Origin of the sequence: Streptomyces ruber (genome assembly GCF_014648075.1) — a bacterium.
In the GTDB taxonomy this organism is placed as follows: Bacteria; Actinomycetota; Actinomycetes; order Streptomycetales; family Streptomycetaceae; genus Streptomyces; species Streptomyces ruber.
This window is the reverse complement of record NZ_BMQK01000006.1, coordinates 188,769-207,857: the sequence shown is the minus strand read 5'-3', so window position 1 is coordinate 207,857 and position 19,089 is coordinate 188,769. Positions and strand designations below refer to the sequence as shown.

At 74.4% G+C, this 19,089-nt stretch carries 8 protein-coding genes; 7 read left to right on the top strand and 1 reads right to left on the bottom strand.

The annotated features are described in order from the left end of the window. The 7 genes from IEZ04_RS34850 to IEZ04_RS16440 form a co-directional block, all read left to right on the top strand. On the top strand, window positions 1–2,637 hold a 2,637-nt coding region (locus tag IEZ04_RS34850), incomplete at its 5' end, for an SDR family NAD(P)-dependent oxidoreductase (protein WP_229821062.1). 226 nt (window positions 2,638–2,863) lie between these two features. Further along, window positions 2,864–10,810 carry a beta-ketoacyl synthase N-terminal-like domain-containing protein gene (locus IEZ04_RS16470; protein WP_229821061.1) on the top strand — a complete coding sequence of 2,649 codons (7,947 nt, stop codon included), beginning with the start codon at window positions 2,864–2,866 and terminating at the stop codon, window positions 10,808–10,810. Between the two features lie 47 nt (window positions 10,811–10,857). Continuing rightward, a complete protein-coding gene (locus IEZ04_RS16460) occupies window positions 10,858–12,483 on the top strand; it encodes a PfaD family polyunsaturated fatty acid/polyketide biosynthesis protein (RefSeq protein ID WP_189217625.1) in 1,626 nt (541 codons plus the stop codon). Continuing rightward, window positions 12,480–14,165 (top strand): acyl-CoA dehydrogenase family protein, encoded by a 1,686-nt coding sequence (locus IEZ04_RS16455; RefSeq protein WP_189217624.1) that lies wholly within the window; start codon window positions 12,480–12,482, stop codon window positions 14,163–14,165. The genes IEZ04_RS16460 and IEZ04_RS16455 overlap by 4 nt, the downstream gene beginning before the upstream one ends. Window positions 14,166–14,178: 13 nt before the next feature. Next, window positions 14,179–15,978 (top strand): acyl-CoA dehydrogenase family protein, encoded by a 1,800-nt coding sequence (locus IEZ04_RS16450; protein ID WP_189217623.1) that lies wholly within the window; start codon window positions 14,179–14,181, stop codon window positions 15,976–15,978. Next, on the top strand, window positions 15,975–16,748 hold the full coding sequence (locus tag IEZ04_RS16445) for a 4'-phosphopantetheinyl transferase family protein (protein ID WP_189217622.1): 774 nt from the start codon (window positions 15,975–15,977) through the stop codon (window positions 16,746–16,748). Before IEZ04_RS16450 ends, IEZ04_RS16445 begins: the two co-directional genes overlap by 4 nt. 49 nt (window positions 16,749–16,797) lie before the next feature. Continuing rightward, on the top strand, window positions 16,798–18,093 hold the full coding sequence (locus IEZ04_RS16440; protein WP_189217621.1) for an NAD(P)/FAD-dependent oxidoreductase: 1,296 nt from the start codon (window positions 16,798–16,800) through the stop codon (window positions 18,091–18,093). Window positions 18,094–18,174: 81 nt separating this feature from the next. Here IEZ04_RS16440 and IEZ04_RS16435 read toward each other — a convergent pair whose 3' ends face one another. After that, a complete protein-coding gene (locus IEZ04_RS16435; RefSeq protein WP_189217620.1) occupies window positions 18,175–19,071 on the bottom strand; it encodes an AfsR/SARP family transcriptional regulator in 897 nt (298 codons plus the stop codon). Window positions 19,072–19,089 lie beyond the last annotated feature (18 nt).

Sequence of the window (19,089 nt, the reverse complement as noted above, 5' to 3'; positions counted from 1 at the left end):
GACATGGATGTCGAGGCGGATCTGGGGATCGACTCGATCAAGCGTGTCGAGATCATGGGCGTGATGCAGGAGCGGTTCGGCGGCGGTGTGGCGGCCGGCCCCGAGCAGCTCGCGGAGCTGCGCACCCTGCGCGACATCGTCGGCTTCATGTCCGGCGGTGGGGCCGGCGGCACCACCCCGCACCAGGTGACCGCGCCGCAGGCCACCCCCGCCGACGAGCCCGTCCGACCCTCCGCCGGCATCGGCCGCGCCCAGGCCGCGCTCGTCGAACTGCCCGCCCCCGACCTGCTCGTGGACGCCTACCCGCAGGGCTCCGGCGCGCTGATCGTGGACGACGGCTCCGAGCTGGCGCCCGCGCTGGCCGCGCGGCTCGTCGAGTCGGGCCGGCACGTGCACGTGCTGCGGCTGCCCGGTGTGGCCCAGCGCATCACCGGCGTCAAGGACCACGCGCTGTCCGGCTGGGGCGTGAACGAGCTCGCCGAGCGGATGGAGCTCGTCCTCGCCGACCGGATCAGCCTGGTCCTCGACCTCTCCGCCGCCCACCACGCCGACTGGGCCGACGGCACCCGCCGCCTCGCCCACACGCTGCTCGTGGCCAAGCACGCGGTCGAGTCGCTGACCGCCGCGGCCGACGCGGGCCGCGCCGCCTTCGTCACCGTCACCCGTCTCGACGGCTCCTTCGGCCTCGGCGGAGTGAGCGAGGAGCTCGCCCCCGCAGCCGGAGTGACCGGTCTGGTCAAGACCCTCGCGGTGGAGGCGCCCCGGCTGTTCTGCCGGGCCGTCGACCTCGCCCCGACGCTCACCGCGGAGGCCGGCGCCGCCCTCGTGCTGGACGAGACGCGGGACAGCGTCACCGACCTCACCCAGGCCGGCCACGACGGCACCCGCCGCGTCGGCCTCGGCCTCGCCGAGCAGCCGCTGCGGGCGCTCGACCCGGCGGCGGGCGACGTTCCCGCCCTCACCTCCGACGACCTGCTCGTCGTCACCGGCGGCGGGCGCGGCATCACCGCCGGCTGCGTCACCGAACTGGCCCGCGTCCACCGGCCCGGCCTGCTCCTGCTCGGCCGCACCCCGCTGGCGGACGAGCCGTCCTGGGCGGTCGGTGTCGAGGACTCCGGGCTGAAGGCGGCCGCCGCCGCGCAGCTGAAGGCGTCGGGCGAGAAGCCCACCCCGAAGCGCGTCGAGCAGCTCTCCCGCGCCGTGACGGGCGCCCGGGAGATCCGTAGGACCCTCGCGGAGATCAGCGCCGCGGGCAGCACCGTCGAGTACCTGGCCGTCGACATCACCGACCCCGCCGCCACCGCCGCCGCGCTCGCCCCGTACAAGGAGCGCGTCACCGGCCTGGTGCACGGCGCCGGCGTCCTCGCCGACCAGCTCATCGCCAACAAGAAGGCGTCCGAGATCGAGCGGGTCTTCGCGCCCAAGCTGACCGGTCTGCGCACGGTGGCCGCCGCGCTCGACGCCGACCGGCTGCGCCACGTGGTCCTCTTCTCCTCGGTCGCCGGGTTCTTCGGCAACCGCGGCCAGTCCGACTACGCGATGGCCAACGAGGTCCTCAACGCCTGGGCGTCCTCCTTCAAGAAGAACCACCCCGCCGCCCGCGTCACCTCCCTCAACTGGGGCGCCTGGGACAGCGGCATGGTCTCCCCGGAGATCAAGGCGGTCTTCCGGGAGCGCGGCATCGTCCTGATCCCGGTGGAGACCGGGGCCCGGCTGTTCACCGAGCAGTTCGCCGCCGGGCGGGCCGCCGACGTGGTGACCGTCCTCGGCCCGACGACCCCCCTGTCGGAGCCGGAGCGGTCCGCCGCCACCGGCCCGGTCACCGTGGAGCGCGAGCTCGGCGCCCTGACCGGTCACCCGATCGTCACCGACCACGTCATCGGCGACGCGCCGGTGCTGCCCGCGGTGGCCGCCCTCGGCTGGGCGATCGGCGCGGTCGAGCGCGCCGGCGGCACCCCGGTGCGGCAGGTCCGCGACTTCGCCGTCCACAAGGGCATCGTGGTCGACGGCACCCAGCCCGACCGGCTCTCGCTGACCATGACCCCGGCGGGGGACACGGTCCAGGTGGCCATCCGGTCCACGGACGACAAGGGCGCCGTACGCCCGCACTACGGGGCCGTGGCCGTCCCCGGCACCGTACCGGCCGCCGCCACCGTCGCCGGACTCCCGGCGCTCGACGGCGGACGGGACGCCGGGGAGCTGTACACCGACGGCACCCTCTTCCACGGCCCGGCCCTGCGCGGTGTGCGCCGGATCCTCGCCGAGGACGCGGCGCGCCTGGTGCTCCGGGCCGAGCTGGCCGAACTGCGGCCCGGGGACGGCGCGTTCGGCGGGTCCCACTTCGCGCCCGGCACCGCGGACCTGCTGCTCCAGGCCGGTCTGGTCTGGGTGAAGCTGTTCGAGGACAGCGCGTCCCTGCCCCTCGGGGTGGCGAGCGTCGACCTGCACCACCCGCTGCCCGACGGTGAGCCCTTCCTGATCGTCGTCGAGCCCGCCGGGGGTGGCGACGCCAGCACCTCGGTGCTGACCGTCACGGCCTGCGCTCCCGACGGAACGGTGCTGGTCCGGTTCGACGGCGTCCGCGTGGTGTCGGCTCCGCAGCTGGCGGCCAAGTTCGCCGGCGGCGTCAGCGGCTGACGCCGCCCCGTATCCAGCGCCGAACGTCCTGCTGGAAAGTCCTGTGCCCCGTCTGCGGGTCCGTTGTGGCTGGTCGCGCAGTTCCCCGCGCCCCTTCGGGCGGCGCAGCCACCGCACACGGACCCGCCCCGGCAGGACCGCTCAGTGATCGGGCCGGCCCGGACGGTTCCTCATCCCATGCCGCCGTCCGGGCCGGCCGCCCGTCAGAAGGGACCCGAGAGCTCTCATGAGCAAGTACGCCATCGTCGGCCTCTCCTGCCTGTTCCCGGGCGCGGAGACGCCCGCCGAGTTCTGGCAGAACCTCTCCTCCGGCGTGGACAGCCGCCGGGAGGGAGGTGAGGAGGTCTTCGGCCAGCCGCCCGAGCCCCGCGACACGGACCCCCGGCACGACATCTACTGCCGCCGGGGCGGCTTCGTCACCGACTTCGCCTTCGACCCCGAGGGCTATCTGCTCGACCCCGGGCACCTGTCCGGCCTCGACCGGATCTTCCACTGGTCCCTGCACGTGGCCCGGGAGGCGCTGCGCGACAGCGGGCACGACGGCCGCCCGGAGATCCTCGCCCGCACCGGCCTGATCCTCGGCAACTACTCCTTCCCGACGCCCGCTTCGGCGCGGGTCAGCGTGCCGCTCGTACAGGAGGCCGTGCTGGAGGGGCTGCGCCGGGCCGGCCACCCGGCGCTCGGCGCGCTCGCGCACCCCGGTGACCGCATCGACCCGGCCCGGCTCAACGCCGAGGACCTGCGGGTCAGCGGCTCCCCGGCCACCGTCGCCGCCGCCGCGCTCGGCCTCGGCGGCCCCCGGTACGCGCTCGACGCGGCCTGCTCCTCCGCGCTGTACGCGCTGAAGCTGGCCTGCGACCACCTGGCCGCCGGACAGGCCGACCTGGTCCTCGCCGGCGGTGTCTGCGCACCCGACCCCACCCTCATCCACCTGTCCTTCGGCGACCTCCAGGCGTACCCGCGCGACGGGTTCAGCCAGCCCTTCGACGACCGTTCCGGCGGCATCCTCACCGGTCAGGGCGCCGGCATGGTCGCCGTCAAGCGGCTCGCGGACGCGCTGCGCGACGGCGACCGCATCCACGCCGTCGTCGACGGCATCGGCCTCACCAACGACGGCAGCGGCCGCCACCTGCTGGTCCCGCAGGGCGCGGGACAGCTCGGCTCCTACGCGCTCGCCTACGAGCAGGCCGGCATCGACCCCTCCGCCGTCGACTACCTGGAGTGCCACGCCACCGGCACGCCCATCGGCGACGCCACCGAGGCGCAGTCCGTGGCCGACTTCTTCGGCGCGGCCGGCCGCATCCCGCTGATCGGCTCCGTCAAGGGCAACATCGGCCACCTGCTCACCGTGGCCGGCCTCAGCAGCCTGCTGAAGGTCGTGCTGTCCATGGGCAACGGGTACATCCCGCCGACGACCGGCGTCGACCGGCCGATCCGCTCCAAGGACGGCCGGGTCGGCGAGGAGGTCCTCGTCCGCACCGGCCGCGAGTGGCCGCGGGGCGACGGGCCCCGCCGGGCCGCGGTCTCCGCGTTCGGCTTCGGCGGCACCAACGCGCACGTCGTGCTCTCCGAGCCGGAGCGCGAGCCGCGTACGGAGGATGCACAGGCGCCCGCGCGTACGCCCGTGCCCGCGCTCGACATCACCGGACTCGGCGCGCACTTCGGGTCGTTCGACTCGCTCGACGCATACGAGCGCGCCGTGCACTCCGGCCGCGACACCCTCGTACCGCTGCCCGAACGGCGCTGGCGCGGCCTGGACCAGACGCGCGACGGCTCCCTGGAGCACGGCGCGGGCGTCACGCCGGACGCGCTGCCGCGCGGCGCGTTCGTCGACGGGCTGGGCATCGACCCCATGGACCTCAAGATCCCGCCGGCCGACCTGCGCACCTACAACCTCCAGCACGCCCTGGCCATCAAGGTCGCCGACGAGGCCCTGCACGACGCCGGGTACAGCCGCGCCGTGGCCAAGGGGGAGAGCGCCCCGCCGGAGCGCCGTATCGCGGTCGTCGTCGGCATGGAGATCGAGCCCACCACCCACCTCCGGATCACGCGGTACGGGCTGGGCACCTTCGTCCGCGAGGAGTTCGCGCGCGCGGGCGTCCAGGTCGACGAGGAGGAACTGGCGCGGCTCACCGCCGTCGGCCGGGACGCGGTGGTCGACCCCATCGTCGCCAACGAGGTGCTGAGCTACATCGGCAACGTCATGGCCAGCCGCATCTCCTCCCTCTGGAACCTCACCGGACCTTCCTTCACCGTCTCCTCCGACGGTTCCGGCACCGCCGAGGCGCTCCAGGTCGCGCGGCTGCTGCTGCTCGACCCGGGCATCGAGGCGGTCCTCGTCGGCGCCGTCGACCTGGCCGGCAGCGCCGAGAACCTGCTGCTGCGGCCCGACGTGGTCGCCGACGCCGGGCTCACCTTCGCCGAGGGCGCCCGCGGCCGCCGGATCGGCGAGGGCGCCGGAGCGGTCGTCGTCACCCGCCCCGGCGAGGCGAAGGCCCCGGTCTACGCCCGCCTGGAGTCGGTCGCGATCCGGCACGCGCCGCCGGTGGACGGCCGGGTGCCCGAGGCCGACGCCGACACCTACGCGGCCGCCGTCGAGGACGCCCTCGCCGCCGCCGGGATCACCGCCGACGACATCGGCTACGTGGAGGCCCACGCGGGCGGCACCGAGGCCCAGGACCGGGCCGAGATCGTGGGCCTGGCGAAGATCTTCCCGGCGCGGGAGCAGGGGCAGCAGGGGACGGCGGGCCCCGTCGGACGCACCGGCCGGGTCGCGCTCGGCAGCGCCAAGGCGCAGATCGGCGACGCGGGCTGCGCGGCCACCATGGCCGGGCTGATCCGGGCCGTGCTCGGCCTGCACCACGGCTACGTCCCCGGCACGGCGGGCTGGACCCGCCCGGCCCCCGAACTCGCCGACGACTTCGCCGCCTCCGCGCTGTACGTGCCCGACGCGTCCCGCCCCTGGCTGCGCCGCACCGCCGGCTCGCGCCGCCATGCGACGGTCGGCTTCATCGGGGCGGCGGGCGCCCACGGCCACCTGGTGCTCTCCGCCGAGGCCACCCGGGGCACCGTGGTCCCGAGCGACTGGCAGCGCGCGGGCGGCCCGGTCGTCCTGCCGCTGTCCGCGCACTCCTTCGACGGACTGCTCGCCGCGATCGACCGGCACCGGGAGCTGCTCGCCCAGGAGGGCGCCGACCCCCTGGCCCTCGCCCGCGAGGCGGCCCGGCAGCTGTCCGGGCGGACGGCGCGGGCCGTGGCCGTCGGCCGGGACGCGGCCGAACTCCGCGCCCAGCTCGACCTCGCCGCCCGCGACCTGCCCGCCGTGCACGCGGCCGGCGGCGAGTGGACCACCCCGGCCGGCAGCTGCTTCACCACCCGTCCGATCGGCCCCGACGGCAAGGTCGCGCTGGTCTACCCGGGCGCGTTCAACTCCTACCCCGGGCTCGGCCAGGACCTGTTCCGCGCCCTCCCCGGACTGCTGACACGCTTCGAGGGCCAGGCCGACGCCCCGGAACGGCACCTGCGGGCCGCCGAGCTGTACCCGAGGGCGCAGGCGGCCCCGGGACGACGGGAGCTGATGGCCTTCGAGGCCTCCCTCGGCGAGGACATCCCGTTCATGCTCGCCACCGGCACCAGCTTCGCGATCCTCTACACCGACCTCGTCCGGGAGGTCCTCGGGATCACCGCGCACGGCGGCTTCGGCTACAGCCTGGGCGAGTCGAGCATGCTGTTCGCCACCGGCGGCTGGCTGCCGGAGGGCCGGGACGACGCCCTCATCAGTACGACGCCCATCTTCGAGGACCGGCTGTGCGGTCCGCGCCGCACGGTCCGCGGGGCGTGGGACCTCCCCGACGACACGCCGGACGCCGAGGTCTGGGCGAGCCACGTCCTGCTCACCGACGCGGAGTCGGTCCGGGCCGTGCTGCCCCGCTACGACCGGGTGTACCTCACCCACGTCAACACGCCCGCCGAACTCGTCGTCGCGGGCGACCCGGCCCAGTGCAAGGCCCTGATCGCGGAACTCGGCTGCCCCGCCGCGCGCTCGCCCGTCAGCGCGGTCATGCACGTGCCGGTGGTGGACACCGAGTTCGAGGGCCTGGCCGGTCTGAACGACTACCCCACGGGCTCGTTCGGCGACCTGGAGCTGTTCAGCGCCTACGACTACGAGGTACTGCCCGCCCTCACCCGCGAGGAGATCGCGCACCGTATCGCGCACACCCTGCGTGGTCCGATCGACTTCCCCCGGCTGGTGCGCGGCGCCTACGAGCGGGGCTTCCGGTACTTCCTGGAGGTCGGCCCGAGCGCCACCTGCTCCCGCTGGGTCCGCGAGACCCTCGGCGACGCCGCACACGTCGCGGTGCCCGTCGACCGCCGGGGCGTGTCCGCGACGAAGTCGATCGCCCAGCTCGCCGCGCGACTGACGGCCCACGGCCTGGACCTCGACCTGACCGCACTGCTGGGCCCGGCCGCCGAACGCGTCCCGGCCCGGCCCGCGCGCCCCACCCGCTTCCGGGTGGGCGGCGCGGAGCCGGCTCCCGCCAGGATCGCGCGCGAGCTGGCCGCGGTGCCCTCCGGGTCACCGACGCCCGCGCCTGCGGCACCGGCCGTCCCGGCCAGGGCGCCGGGCCCGGCGCCGGTCACGATGCCGACGCCCGGCGCGGCTGCCGCACGGGCGACGGCGGCCGCGCCACCGGCCCCGGCCGCGGCTTCCGGCCCGGTGGCGGGCACGGCCGTTCCGGCCTCGGCCGCCGGTTCGACGGCCGTCGCGTCGCCGGTTGCGGCTTCCGGCCCGGCCGTGGGCGGGGTGCCGGTCACCGGCACGGCAGGGGTGACGTCCGTACCGGCCTCGTACCCGGCCCCCCCGGCTTCCGGCACGGCGGGCGCGACCGCGGGCTCCGGTGCGGCCGCCGCGCCGGCGGTACCCGCTGCTGGTGCCGGTCCCGCGGGTGCTGTGCCGACCCCGGGGCCCGCCCCCGTGCCGGGCGCGAACTCGAACTCCACCACGGGTCACGGGCTCACGGGTGCCGTGCCCGCCCCGGGGCCCGCCCCCGTGCCGGGTGCCGTCCCGGACCTCGGTCCGGCGGGCGCCGCCCTCGCCTCCGGCTCCGGTCCCGCCGGGCCGGTGACCCCGCCCGGCGCCGCCCCGGGGACCGGTTCCGCATCCGGGCCGGGCGCTCCCGGCACCCCGACCGTTCCCGGCACCCCGCCCACCCCGCACCCCGTCGCCGCCACCCCGGCCCCCGACCCCGTCCCGTCCGTACCGCCGGAGGACTCACCTCTCATGCCCGCAGACCCGACCCTCGCCGACGCCGAGGTCATCGCCTTCGACGGCACCCCGATCTCCTACCTCCCCTGGGCACAGCACGCACCGGGCACCGCGCCCGCGCCCTCCGGTGAGCCCTTGCCGCCGGTCACCGCGACCCCTCCCGCCCACGTTCCCGCGCCGTCGGCCGCCCTCGTGCAGGACGAGCCGGCCGCCGTCGCCGCCGATCTCGTCCGGGAGATGCGCCGTCAGATGGTGGCCACCCACTCGGTGGTGATGGAGACCCAGCAGATCCTCCAGGCGGCCACCCTCAACCGGGTGGAAGCCCTCCTGGACGGCGGCGGGGCGACCGCCCCCGCCGTGCCCGCGACCCCTCCCGCACCCATCGCCCCCGCCGCCCCCGCCGCTCCCGTCCTCCCCGCGGCGGCCCCTCCCGCGCAGCCCGTCGCCACCCCGCCCGCCGCCACCGGACAGCAGGCCCCCGGCCACCAGGCCCCCGAACCGGCCCGCGAGGTGAAGGAGGGTGTCATCTGGGACGAGGCCGACCTCCTCGAGTTCGCCACGGGCTCCGTCGCCAAGGTCTTCGGACCCGAGTTCGGCGTGATCGACGGGTACGGCAAGCGCGTCCGGCTGCCCGCACCGCCGTACCACTTCGTCACCCGGGTCACCGCGATCGACGGGACGACGGGGGAGTTCAAGCCCTCGACCATCACCACGGAGTACGACGTCCCCGAGGACGCCTGGTACGCCGTCGACGGCGGCGTCCCGCCGGCCGTGACCGTCGAGGCTGGCCAGTGCGACCTGCTGCTGGTCAGCTACCTCGGCATCGACTTCCGCAACAAGGGCGAGCGGGTCTACCGGCTGCTCGACTCGACGCTGGTCTTCCGCGGCGACCTGCCGCGGGTCGGCCAGACCCTGCGCTACGACATCTCCATCGACCGCTTCGTCCACCAGGGCGACACGACGCTCTTCTTCTTCAGCTACAAGTGCTACGCCGACGGCGAGCTGATCCTCGAACTGCACGACGCCTGCGCCGGGTTCTTCAGCCAGGCGGAGCTCGACACCCCGCTCGGCGTCGTGATGACCGAGAAGGAGAAGGCCGCCCGGGCCCAGCTCCCCAAGGGGTACTTCAAGCCGCTGGCGTACGCCCGTAAGAACCACCTCACCCGCGACGACCTCGAACTGCTCGCCCAGGGACGCCCCGGCGACGTCTTCGGCCCCGACCACGCACAGGACCCGGGCGTCAACCCGGCGCTGCGCCTGCCGGACGAGAAGCTGCGCATGGTCGACGAGGTGATCATCGACCGGAAGGGCGGGCCGCGCGCCCTCGGCAAGCTCACCGGCATCAAGAAGCTGACGCCCGACGCCTGGTACTTCCTCTGCCACTTCCCGGACGACCACGTCCTCGCCGGCTCGCTGGTCGCCGAGGGCGCCGTGCAGCTCCTCCAGATCTACCTGCTGCACCAGGGCATGCACCTCACCCTCCCCGACGCCCGCTTCCAGTGCGTCACCGACACCCCCATCGAGGTCCAGGTCCGCGGCCAGATTACCCAGGCCCACGAGGAGATCCGGTACGAGGTCGAGGTCATGGAGCTGACGCTCCTGCCGCGCGCCACGGTCATCGCCGACGTCCTCATCTACCTGGGCGACAAGCCCGTCATCCGGATGAAGAACCTCGGGCTCCAGGTGCGGGAGAAGGAGGGGTCGCCCTACCGCCCCGAGATCGGTGGCGTGCCGCGGTTCCTCGGACGGCGGAACCGGAACGGCGAACCCGCCATGATCAACGAGCTGCACCTCGCCCACGCCGCCAAGGGCCTCCTGGACATGGCGATGGGCCCGGAGTTCGAGGTGTACCGGGACAGCCGCGCCCCGTACATCCCCAACGGCGACTTCCAGTTCGTCGACCGCGTCATGTCCCTCAAGGGCACCCGCGGCGACCTCTCGCCCGGCTCGGAGATGGTCACCGAGTACGACTCACCGGCCGACGCCTGGTACTACGAGCAGAACTCCCACCCGCACATGCCGAACGCCGTCTACATGGAGAGCTCCCTCCAGGCGGCGATCTTCCTCGGCTACTACCTCGGGGCCACCCTGAAGAACACCGACGAGCAGTACTCGATCCGCAACCTCGACGGCCGCGCCACCCTCGTCAAGGACATCGACCTGCGCGGCAGGACCATCCGGCACCACTCCAAGCTGCTGATGACGAGCGCCGTGCAGGGCGCGGTGCTGCAGAACTTCTCCTACGAGCTCTCCGCCGACGGCGAGGTCTTCTACACCGGAGAGTCCCTCTTCGGCTACTTCAGCGAGGCCGCCCTCGCCAACCAGGTCGGCCTGGACAGCGGCCGGTACGTCGCCCCCTGGATCGAGGCCGAGAAGCCCGACGCCTCCCGGGTCCGCCGCATCGAACTGCCCGAGGGCGCCCCCGAGTTCAGTGATCCGGCCGGCGGTCATCTGCACCTGCCCGGTGACAAGTTCGCGCTCGTCGACCACGTGGACCTGGTCGCGGACGGCGGGAAGCACGGCCGCGGCTACCTGCACGGCTACCGCGCGATCCGGCCCGACGAGTGGTACTTCGACTGCCACTTCCACCGCGACCCCGTGATGCCCGGCTCCCTCGGCGTCGAGGCCGTCCTCCAGGCGCTCCGCCTGTACGTCCTGGAGCAGAACCTCGCCGACGGCATCGAACGGCCCCGCTTCGCGATGGCCACCGACGTCGAGATGTCCTGGAAGTACCGCGGCCAGATCCTCCGCCACGACCGGGAACTCTTCTTCGACGTGCACGTCAAGGAGGTCCGTCGCGAGGAGGGCCGCCTGCTGGTGGTCGCGGACGCCGACCTGTGGAAGCCGGGTCTGCGCATCTACGAACTGACCGACGTGGCCGTCGAGGTCCGTACCGCCGAGGCGTGACGCCCGCCCGCACCGCCGCCGCCGAAGCCAAGGAGCCCCGTTTTCCCATGGACATCCGCGACACCCCTCTCCGCTGGTACGGGGAGCGCTACCCCAGCACGGATCCCGCCGGGATCTACAACGCGCTGGCCGATCTCGACCAGCCCTGTTTCATCGCCGTCACCCCCGAGGGCATCGGCGCGGTCTCCGGCGGCTTCGCCGCCGCCGAGGGCGACGGCCTGCCGCTGCTCGCCGCCGCCCAGCCGCTGCCGCCCGAGCGCCTCGGCTCGGCCGCCTTCCGCGCCGCGCACGGCGTGCGGCAGCCGTACATGGCGGGCGCGATGGCCGGCGGGATCGCCTCCGCCGACATGGTCGTCGCCCTCGCGAAGGAGGGCTACCTCGCCTCCTTCGGCGCGGCCGGGCTGCTGCCCGAGACCATCGAGAAGACCCTCGCCCGGTTCGCCGCCGAGATCCCCGGACTGCCGTACGCCGTGAATCTCATCCACAGCCCGAGCGAGGACCGGCTGGAGCGGGAGGCCGTCGAGCTGTTCCTGCGCCACGGCGTGCGCTGCGTGGAGGCGTCCGCGTACATGGACCTCACCCCGCACGTCGTCCGCTACCGGCTGGCCGGGCTGCGCCGGGACGCGAGCGGCCGTGTCGTCGCCGACAACCGGCTGATCGCCAAGATCTCCCGGGCCGAGACCGCCGAGCGCTTCATGCGCCCGGCCCCGGCCACCCTGGTCAGCGCGCTCCTCGAACAGGGCCTCATCACCTCCGAACAGGCCGCGCTCGCCCACCACGTGCCGCTCGCCGACGACATCACCGTGGAGGCCGACTCCGGCGGCCACACCGACCGGCGTCCGCTGCCCGCGCTGCTGCCGACCATCCTGCGGCTGCGGGACGGCGTGCAGCGCGAGTTCCGGTACGCCGAGCCGGTGCGGGTCGGGGCCGGTGGCGGCCTCGGCACACCCGTCGCGGTGGCGGCGGCGTTCGCGATGGGCGCCGCCTACGTGGTCACCGGCTCCGTCAACCAGTCCTGCGTGGAGTCCGGCGCCTCCGCCAGGTCCAAGGAGATGCTCGCCGAGGCGGGCATCGCCGACTGCGAGATGGCCCCGGCCGCCGACATGTTCGAGATGGGCGTGGAGCTGCAGGTGCTGAAGAAGGGCACCCTGTTCCCGATGCGGGCCAAGCGCCTGTACGAGCTCTACCAGACCTACGACGGCCTGGAGTCCATCCCGCCCGCCGACCGCGCCCGCCTGGAGCAGCAGATCTTCCGCCGCTCCCTGGAGGACGTCTGGCAGGAGTGCGTCACGTACTTCACCCGGCGCGACCCCGAGCAGCTCCGGCGCGCCGCCGGCAGCCCCAAGCGCCGCATGGCGCTGGTCTTCCGCTGGTACCTGGGCATGTCCTCGCGCTGGGCGGTCACCGGTGACGAGAGCCGCGCCGCCGACTACCAGGTCTGGTGCGGCCCGGCGATGGGCAGCTTCAACGACTGGGTGACCGGCAGCTACCTGAAGACGCCGGGCAACCGCCGGGTCGCGGACGTCGCCCACCACCTGATGCGCGGCGCCGCCTTCCACACCCGCCTCGCCCAGCTGCGCACGGCGGGCGTGCACATCCCGGCGACCGCCGCGGACTACCGCCCCGTCCCGCTGGAGACCCCGGCGCCCGGACCCTCGGTGGGGCTGCGGTGAGCCCGCTGACGCCGGAGGAACTGGAGCGGCGGCTCGGCGACCCCACGGACGACGCCAACCCGTACGGGTTCGCGGCGGCCGTCGCGCGCGACGAGCGGGACGAGTTCCCCGAGGAGCTCTGCGCGGAGCTGGTGCGGGCCGGGTTCCACCTCAACTACCTGCCCAAGGAGTGGGGCGGCGCCCTGGAGTCCTTCGACCGCAGCCTCACGCTCGTACGGGCGGCCGCGCGCCGGGACGTCAACATCATGCCCGGCACCATGTTCAGCATCATCGCCGCCACCTGCCTCCAGCTGCACGGCAGCGTCGGGCAGCAGCAGCGGGCCGCGGAGATCCTGCGCGGCGGCGGCGCCGTCGCCTTCGCGCTCACCGAGGCCGCGCACGGCAGCGACCTGCTCACCAACGAGGTACGGCTGCGCGACGGCGTCCTCAGCGGCGAGAAGTGGCTCGTGGGCCTCGGGCTGCGCGCCGACGCCGTGTACGTCGTCGCCCGCACCGGCGAGCGCGGACCCGGCGCCTTCACCGCCGTCCTGCTGGACACGGCCGGCGTGCCGGAGGGTACCCTGGAGCGGGTGCCCGCCCCGCGCACCAACGGCATGCGCGGCATCGACCTGGCCACCCTGCGCTTCCACGACACCCCGGTGCCGCCGGGCGCGCTGGTCGGCCGGGAGGGCGAGGGCCTGGAGGCCGCCGTCAGGGCCCAGCAGGCGGTGCGGCTGATGAGCATGGCCGGCAGCCTGGGCATCGCCGACACCGCCGTACGCCTCGCCCTGGACTTCGCCGCCGGGCGCCGTGTCGGCCGTGCCGCCCTCACCGAATCGCCGTGGCCCCGGCGCGAGCTGGCGGTCGCCGCCTCCGCGCTGATCGCCGCGGACGCGGTGGCGCTGAGCGCGGCGCGCGGCGTGCACGTGGTGCCGGAGTCCTTCAGCGTGTGGGCCCTCGCCGCCAAGCACGTGGTCGCTGAGGCCTCCGAGGACCTGATCCGGGCCTCCGGCACGGTCCTCGCCACCCGGTCGGTGCTGCGCGAGGGCGATCGCGGCGCCGGACTGTTCCAGAAGCTCCAGCGGGACTCGGCGGTGGTCCGCGTGATCGACGCCAGCACCCTCGCCAACCTCCGCTCGTACGCGGGCCAGTTGCCGACCCTCACCGAGGGCGGCGCCGTCCCCGACCCGGACGCGGTGCGGACCGTGTTCACGCTGGACGCCGTGCTGCCGCCGTACGAGCCCGCCCGGCTCGACATGTTCGCCCGCGGCACCGATCCGGTCCTCGCCGGACTGCCGGACGCCGTCGACGCGGTCACCGGTGACCTGGGCGAGGTGCAGGACCTGGTGTGGCGGCTGGCGGACGCGGTGGCCGGGCTGGGCGAGGCGACCCGGGCCGCGCGGAAGCCCGGCGCCGACCCCAACCTCCTGGTGGACACCGCCGAGCGGTACGCCTGGCTGCACGCCGCCGCCTGCTGTCTGCACCTGTGGAACGCCAACCGCGGGACGTCCCTGTACGGCACGGAGCCCGGCTCCACCGGCTGGCTCGGCGCCGCGCTCGGCTACCTGCTCGCCCGCGCCGACGGGACGGACCCGCGCCGCCACGGCGAACTGCTGGCCCCCGCGCTCGACGCCGCCCTCGCGCTGCGCGACGGCGACCGGCTGTTCACCGCCCTGCCCGTCCGGCTGGCCACCACCCGATAGGAGTACGACGACGATGGCGACGACGCCCAAGGCCCGCCTCACCGAGCTGGCCGCCGACCTCGAGAAGTACCTCGGTGACCCGGACGACCCGGGCAGCCGCATCCCGTTCACCCGGGTGCTGGACCACGACGAGCACGAGGAGTACCCCTACGGGTTCGTCAGCCAGCTGCGGCGCTGGGGCGTGCACGAGTACTCGCTCCCCGCCGAGCAGGGCGGCCGCGCGGGCAACGTCGAGACCGGCTTCAACCTGATGCGGCTGGTGGCCCGCCGCGACTCGACGACCGCCACCGCCCTGGTCATCACCAACCTCAGCTTCATGACGGTGTGGATCGCCGGCTCCGACGAGCAGAAGCGCACGCTGATCGCGCACATGAAGCGCGGCGGCGGGCTCTCCTGGGGCCTGTCCGAGCGGGCCCACGGCAGCGACCTGATCGCCAACGAGATGCGTGCCGAGCGCGTCGCGGGCGGCTGGCTGCTGACCGGCGAGAAGTGGCTGATCGGCAACGCGACCGTGGCGGACACGATGGTGGTGCACGCCCGCACCGGCGAGCGCAACGGCCCCGGCGCGTACTCGATCTTCCTCGTGGACAAGTGGAGCCTCGACGCGGACACCGTCGAGGAGCTGCCGGTCGAGAAGCTGCACGGGCTGCGCGCGCTCGACCTGAGCGGGCTGCGGCTGAAGGGCGCCTTCGTGCCGGACTCCGCCCTCGTGGGCGCCGAGGGGCAGGGCCTGGAGATCGCGCTGAAGTCCACCCAGGTGGCCCGCGCGGTGATCAGCAGCCTGGCGCTGTCCTCGGTGGACACGGCGCTGCGGCTGACGCTGGACTTCACCGAGCGGCGGGTGCTGTTCGGCGGCACCGTCAGCGACGTCCCCTACAGCCGCCGCCAGCTGGTGGAGGCGTTCGCGGACCTGATGGTGGCGGACGCCGTCAGCCTGGGCGCGGTACGGGCCATCCAGGCGGCGCCGGAGCAGCTCAGCGTGTGGTCGTCGGTGGCCAAGTACCTGGCGCCGACGCTCCTGGAGAAGACCATGTCGCAGCTGAACGTGGTCATCGGCGCGCGCTACTTCCTGCGCGCCCACCCGCACTACGGCCCGTACCAGAAGATGCTGCGGGACCTGCTGGTGGCCAACATCGCGGACGGCAACACCGTGGTGAACCTGCGCAACCTGGGCCAGCAGCTCGACGGCCTGCTCGGCAGGGCGACGACCGCGGACGACGAGGTCCGTGCGGCCGCCGCCGAACGCGCCGCCGTCCTCTTCGGCATGGACCGCGAACTGCCGGTCTACGACCCGTCGCGGCAGGAGCTGTTCAGCCGTGGCCTCGACGACGCCGTCCTGGCCGCACCCGACGCGCTGCGCCGGCTGCGCGCCCTGGCCGAGGACGCCAAGAGCGCCGAACGCGACCGGCTGCTCCGCGCCGCCGACGTCGCGGAGGAACTGCTCGGCCGGGCGGGGACGCTCGCCGGGCGCGCCACCGCCCTCAAGGCGGAGCTGGGCCGCGCGTACGCGCAGTCGGCCGAGCTGTTCGACCTGGCCAAGGAGTACTGCCTGGTGCACGCGGCCGCCGCGTGCGTGCACACCTACGTGCACTCGCACGACGTGCTGGACGACCCGCTGCCCAGCGGCGCGGTGCTGCTGCTCCAGCTGGAGCGGCTGCGCAAGCAGCTGTACCCGCACGAGTTCGTCACCGACCAGGCCGTCGTCGACGAGGTCATGCAGGTGCTGCGCCACCTCCACCGGGAGAACCGGCTGTTCTCGCACTGGCAGTTCCCGCTCGCCGAGCGCACCGACCTGTCGGCCGCCGCGCTGTGAGCGGGAGCGGTGCCGCGCACCTGTGGCTGCTGCCCGAGCACGCCGTCGACGGCTTCGCCGGCGCGCTCGGCGGCACCCGGCTGCTGACCGACCAGGAACGCGCGAGCCTGGACCGGCGCATCACCCCGGGCGCGCGGCGCCGCTACCTGGGCGCGCGCCTGCTGTCCCGCTACGCGCTCACGGCCCGCACCGACCGCCCCCTGGACCACTGGCGCTTCACCCGGGGCGCCCACGGCCGGCCCGAGCCCGCCGGACCGGCCGGTGACGACCTGCGGTTCAACCTCTCGCACACCGACGGGCTCATCGCCTGCGTCGTCACCGAGGGGCGCGGCTGCGGCGTCGACGTCGGCCCCACCCCGGCCCCGGCCGAGCTGACCGCACACCTGGGCCGGCGGCTCGGCCCCGCCGAGCGCGCCGAGCTCGGCCGCGCCGCGCCGGGCGCCCGCGCCGCCCTGGCCGGCGAGCTGTGGGTGCTCAAGGAGGCCTACCTCAAGGCGCTCGGCACCGGGCTGATCCGCAGCCCGGGCAGCTTCTCCTTCGTGCGGCGGACGGGGGAGCGGGGCCGGGACCGGATCACCGTCCGGGACCCGCGGCAGCCGGGCGCGGACACCCGCTGGTGGTTCGACCTGCTGTACCCCGGCCCGGGGCACGTCGTCGCGGTCGCCACCGAACACGGCGGCCCGGGCCTGCTGCGCCGCACCGACCTCTCCGACCTCTCGGGCCCACCCGGCCTTCCCGAGCACTCCCTCACCCGCCTGACCACCGCATGACCCCGTACGCCCCCGCACCCGCCCCACACCGACCGTGAAGGACATGATCATGACCCAGCCCACCAGCCCCCGTGTCGCCATCGTCGGTGCCGGTGTCGCCGGCCTCTCCGCGGCCTACCACCTGCGCGACCGCGCCCGCATCACGATCTACGAGCGGGAGAACCACCTCGGTGGCCACGCCAACACGGTCGAGGTCGAGGACGCCGGCCGCACCCTCGGCATCGACACGGCGTTCGTCGTGTTCAACCGGCCCGCCTACACCAACCTCTGCGAGTTCTTCGACGAGCTGGGCGTCGAGGCCGTCGAGCACCGGGGCGCCTTCAACTTCTTCGACCTGGACTCCGGCCTGGAGTACGGCACGGCCGAACTCGGGCTGTCCGAGGAGGAGATGGCCGCCCGCTACGCCGACTCCGAGGAGTTCCGGACCATCTGGCGCGAGGCCAGGCGCTTCCACACCGAGGGCCGCCGGGACTTCGTCCGCAAGAAGGCCGACATCCCGCTCGGCGAGTACCTCGACCGCGGCGGCTACAGCCAGGCGTTCCGCACCTCGTACGTCATCCTGCTCTGCTCCGCCGTCTGGTCCATCCCGGCCGAGAAGATCTGGGAGATGCCGGCCAGTACCGCCATCGCCTTCTTCATGGGCCACGACGAGGGCGGCCTCGGCGGCCAGCACGTCGACTGGCGCACGGTCGGCGGCGGCTCGATCTCCTACGTCCGCAAGGCGCTCGCCGCCATCGGCCCCGAGATCCGCTCGGGCGAGCCCGTCACCGCGATCCGCCAGGAGGACGACGGGGTCACCGTGACCACCGCCCGGGGCTCGGAGCGCTACGACTACGTGGTGGTCGGCGCCCACGCGGACGAGGCCCTCGCCATGCTCGACAACCCGACCGAACGGCAGCGCGAGGTGCTGTCCAAGGTCCGCTACAACTCCTCCACGGTCATCCTGCACACCGACCCCTCGGTGATGCCGGCCGACCGCGGGCGCTGGCAGGCGTGGAACTACGGCAAGGTCGCGGTCGGCGGCGAGGACCGCACGTACGTCGCCTACTACATGAACAAGCTGCACGGGTTCACCTCCGAGAAGGACTACTTCGTCACGCTGGACTACCCGCGTGACGTCGACCCGGAGACGGTCATCGCCACCTTCCCGTACACGCACCCGATCATCGACATCCACGTCCGCGAGATGCAGAAGGACATCTACGACGTGAACGAGGGGACCCGGGTGAAGCTGTGCGGCGCCTACTTCCACGCCAAGCGGCACGGCGTGGACCAGATCGGCTCGCACGAGGCCGGCTACTCCTCCGGGATGGAGGCGGCCCGGCAGCTCGTCGGCGAGCTGTGACGGTGGTGCCGAAGGGTTCCTGAGACGAGTGAGCGCGCCTCCCGCAACCGGCGGGAGGCGCGCTCCGTCGCTCACGCGCGGTCAGGGCGCGAGCACCTGGCCGCTCAGCAGCTCCGTCAGATACCCGACGACGGAGCGCGGCGACACCTCGTGGCCGGTCCGGGCCGCGGGCGCGCCCGGACCGGACGGGCCGGGCGCCTCGGCGTCGGCGGCGGGGTCGGTGAGGACGGGGGAGCAGACACCGATCTGCTCCAGGCGGGCCGTCAGCAGCGGCGTGTGGCCGCCCGCGACGGCCAGCCGGCGGCGCGCCCGCCGGTAGACGCCGATCGCCTCGGGGGCCCGTCCACAGCGGCACAGGGCCAGCATCAGCTGGTCGTGGAGGCGCTCGCGCAGCGGATGGGCGGCGGTGGCGTCCTGGAGCTCGGGAAGGACCCGCTCGTGCCGTCCGGTGCGCAGCGCGCAGTCGAAGTAGATCTCCAGCGCGTCCACCCGGTCCCGCTCCAGCCGGGCCGCCAGCCGCCCGCACGCCGGGCCGTGCGGGCCGCCGCCGAGCACGGGCCCGCGCCACAGGGCGAGGGCCCCGCACAGCGACGCGTAGGTGCCCTCGGGGTCGTGCGCCGTGGTGCGGCGCGCCCGTGCCAGTGCCTGCCCGAAGCGCCCGAAGTCGGTCTCCGCCGCCTGCGCCCGCAGCGCGTAGCCCGCCTCGCGGGCGACGAGGCGCGGCGCGTCACGCGGTTCCGCCTCCTGTTGCGCCATGGCCTTGCGGAGCGCCGACACGTGGGCGTTGAGGCTGCGGAACGCCCGGTGCGACGGTGCGGTGCCCCAGAGCTCGCGGACCAGTTCCTCCCGGGGCACCGGGGTGTTCGGCCGGGTGAGCAGGGCGCCGAGCAGCAGCCGCAGCTTCGGGGCGCCCAGCGGCGCACACCGGTCGTGCGTCTCGTCGTACAGATCGGGCGGGCCCAGAATCCGGAACTGCATCCGCTTGCCTCCCCGTGC

Bases quoted from the DNA above. Each gene is read 5' to 3' on its own strand.
- IEZ04_RS16470 (WP_229821061.1), top strand. From the start codon at position 2,864: ATGAGCAAGTACGCCATCGTCGGCCTCTCCTGCCTGTTCCCGGGCGCG.
- IEZ04_RS16460 (WP_189217625.1), top strand. From the start codon at position 10,858: ATGGACATCCGCGACACCCCTCTCCGCTGGTACGGGGAGCGCTACCCC.
- IEZ04_RS16450 (WP_189217623.1), top strand. From the start codon at position 14,179: ATGGCGACGACGCCCAAGGCCCGCCTCACCGAGCTGGCCGCCGACCTC.
- IEZ04_RS16440 (WP_189217621.1), top strand. From the start codon at position 16,798: ATGACCCAGCCCACCAGCCCCCGTGTCGCCATCGTCGGTGCCGGTGTC.
- IEZ04_RS16435 (WP_189217620.1), bottom strand. From the start codon at position 19,071: ATGCAGTTCCGGATTCTGGGCCCGCCCGATCTGTACGACGAGACGCAC.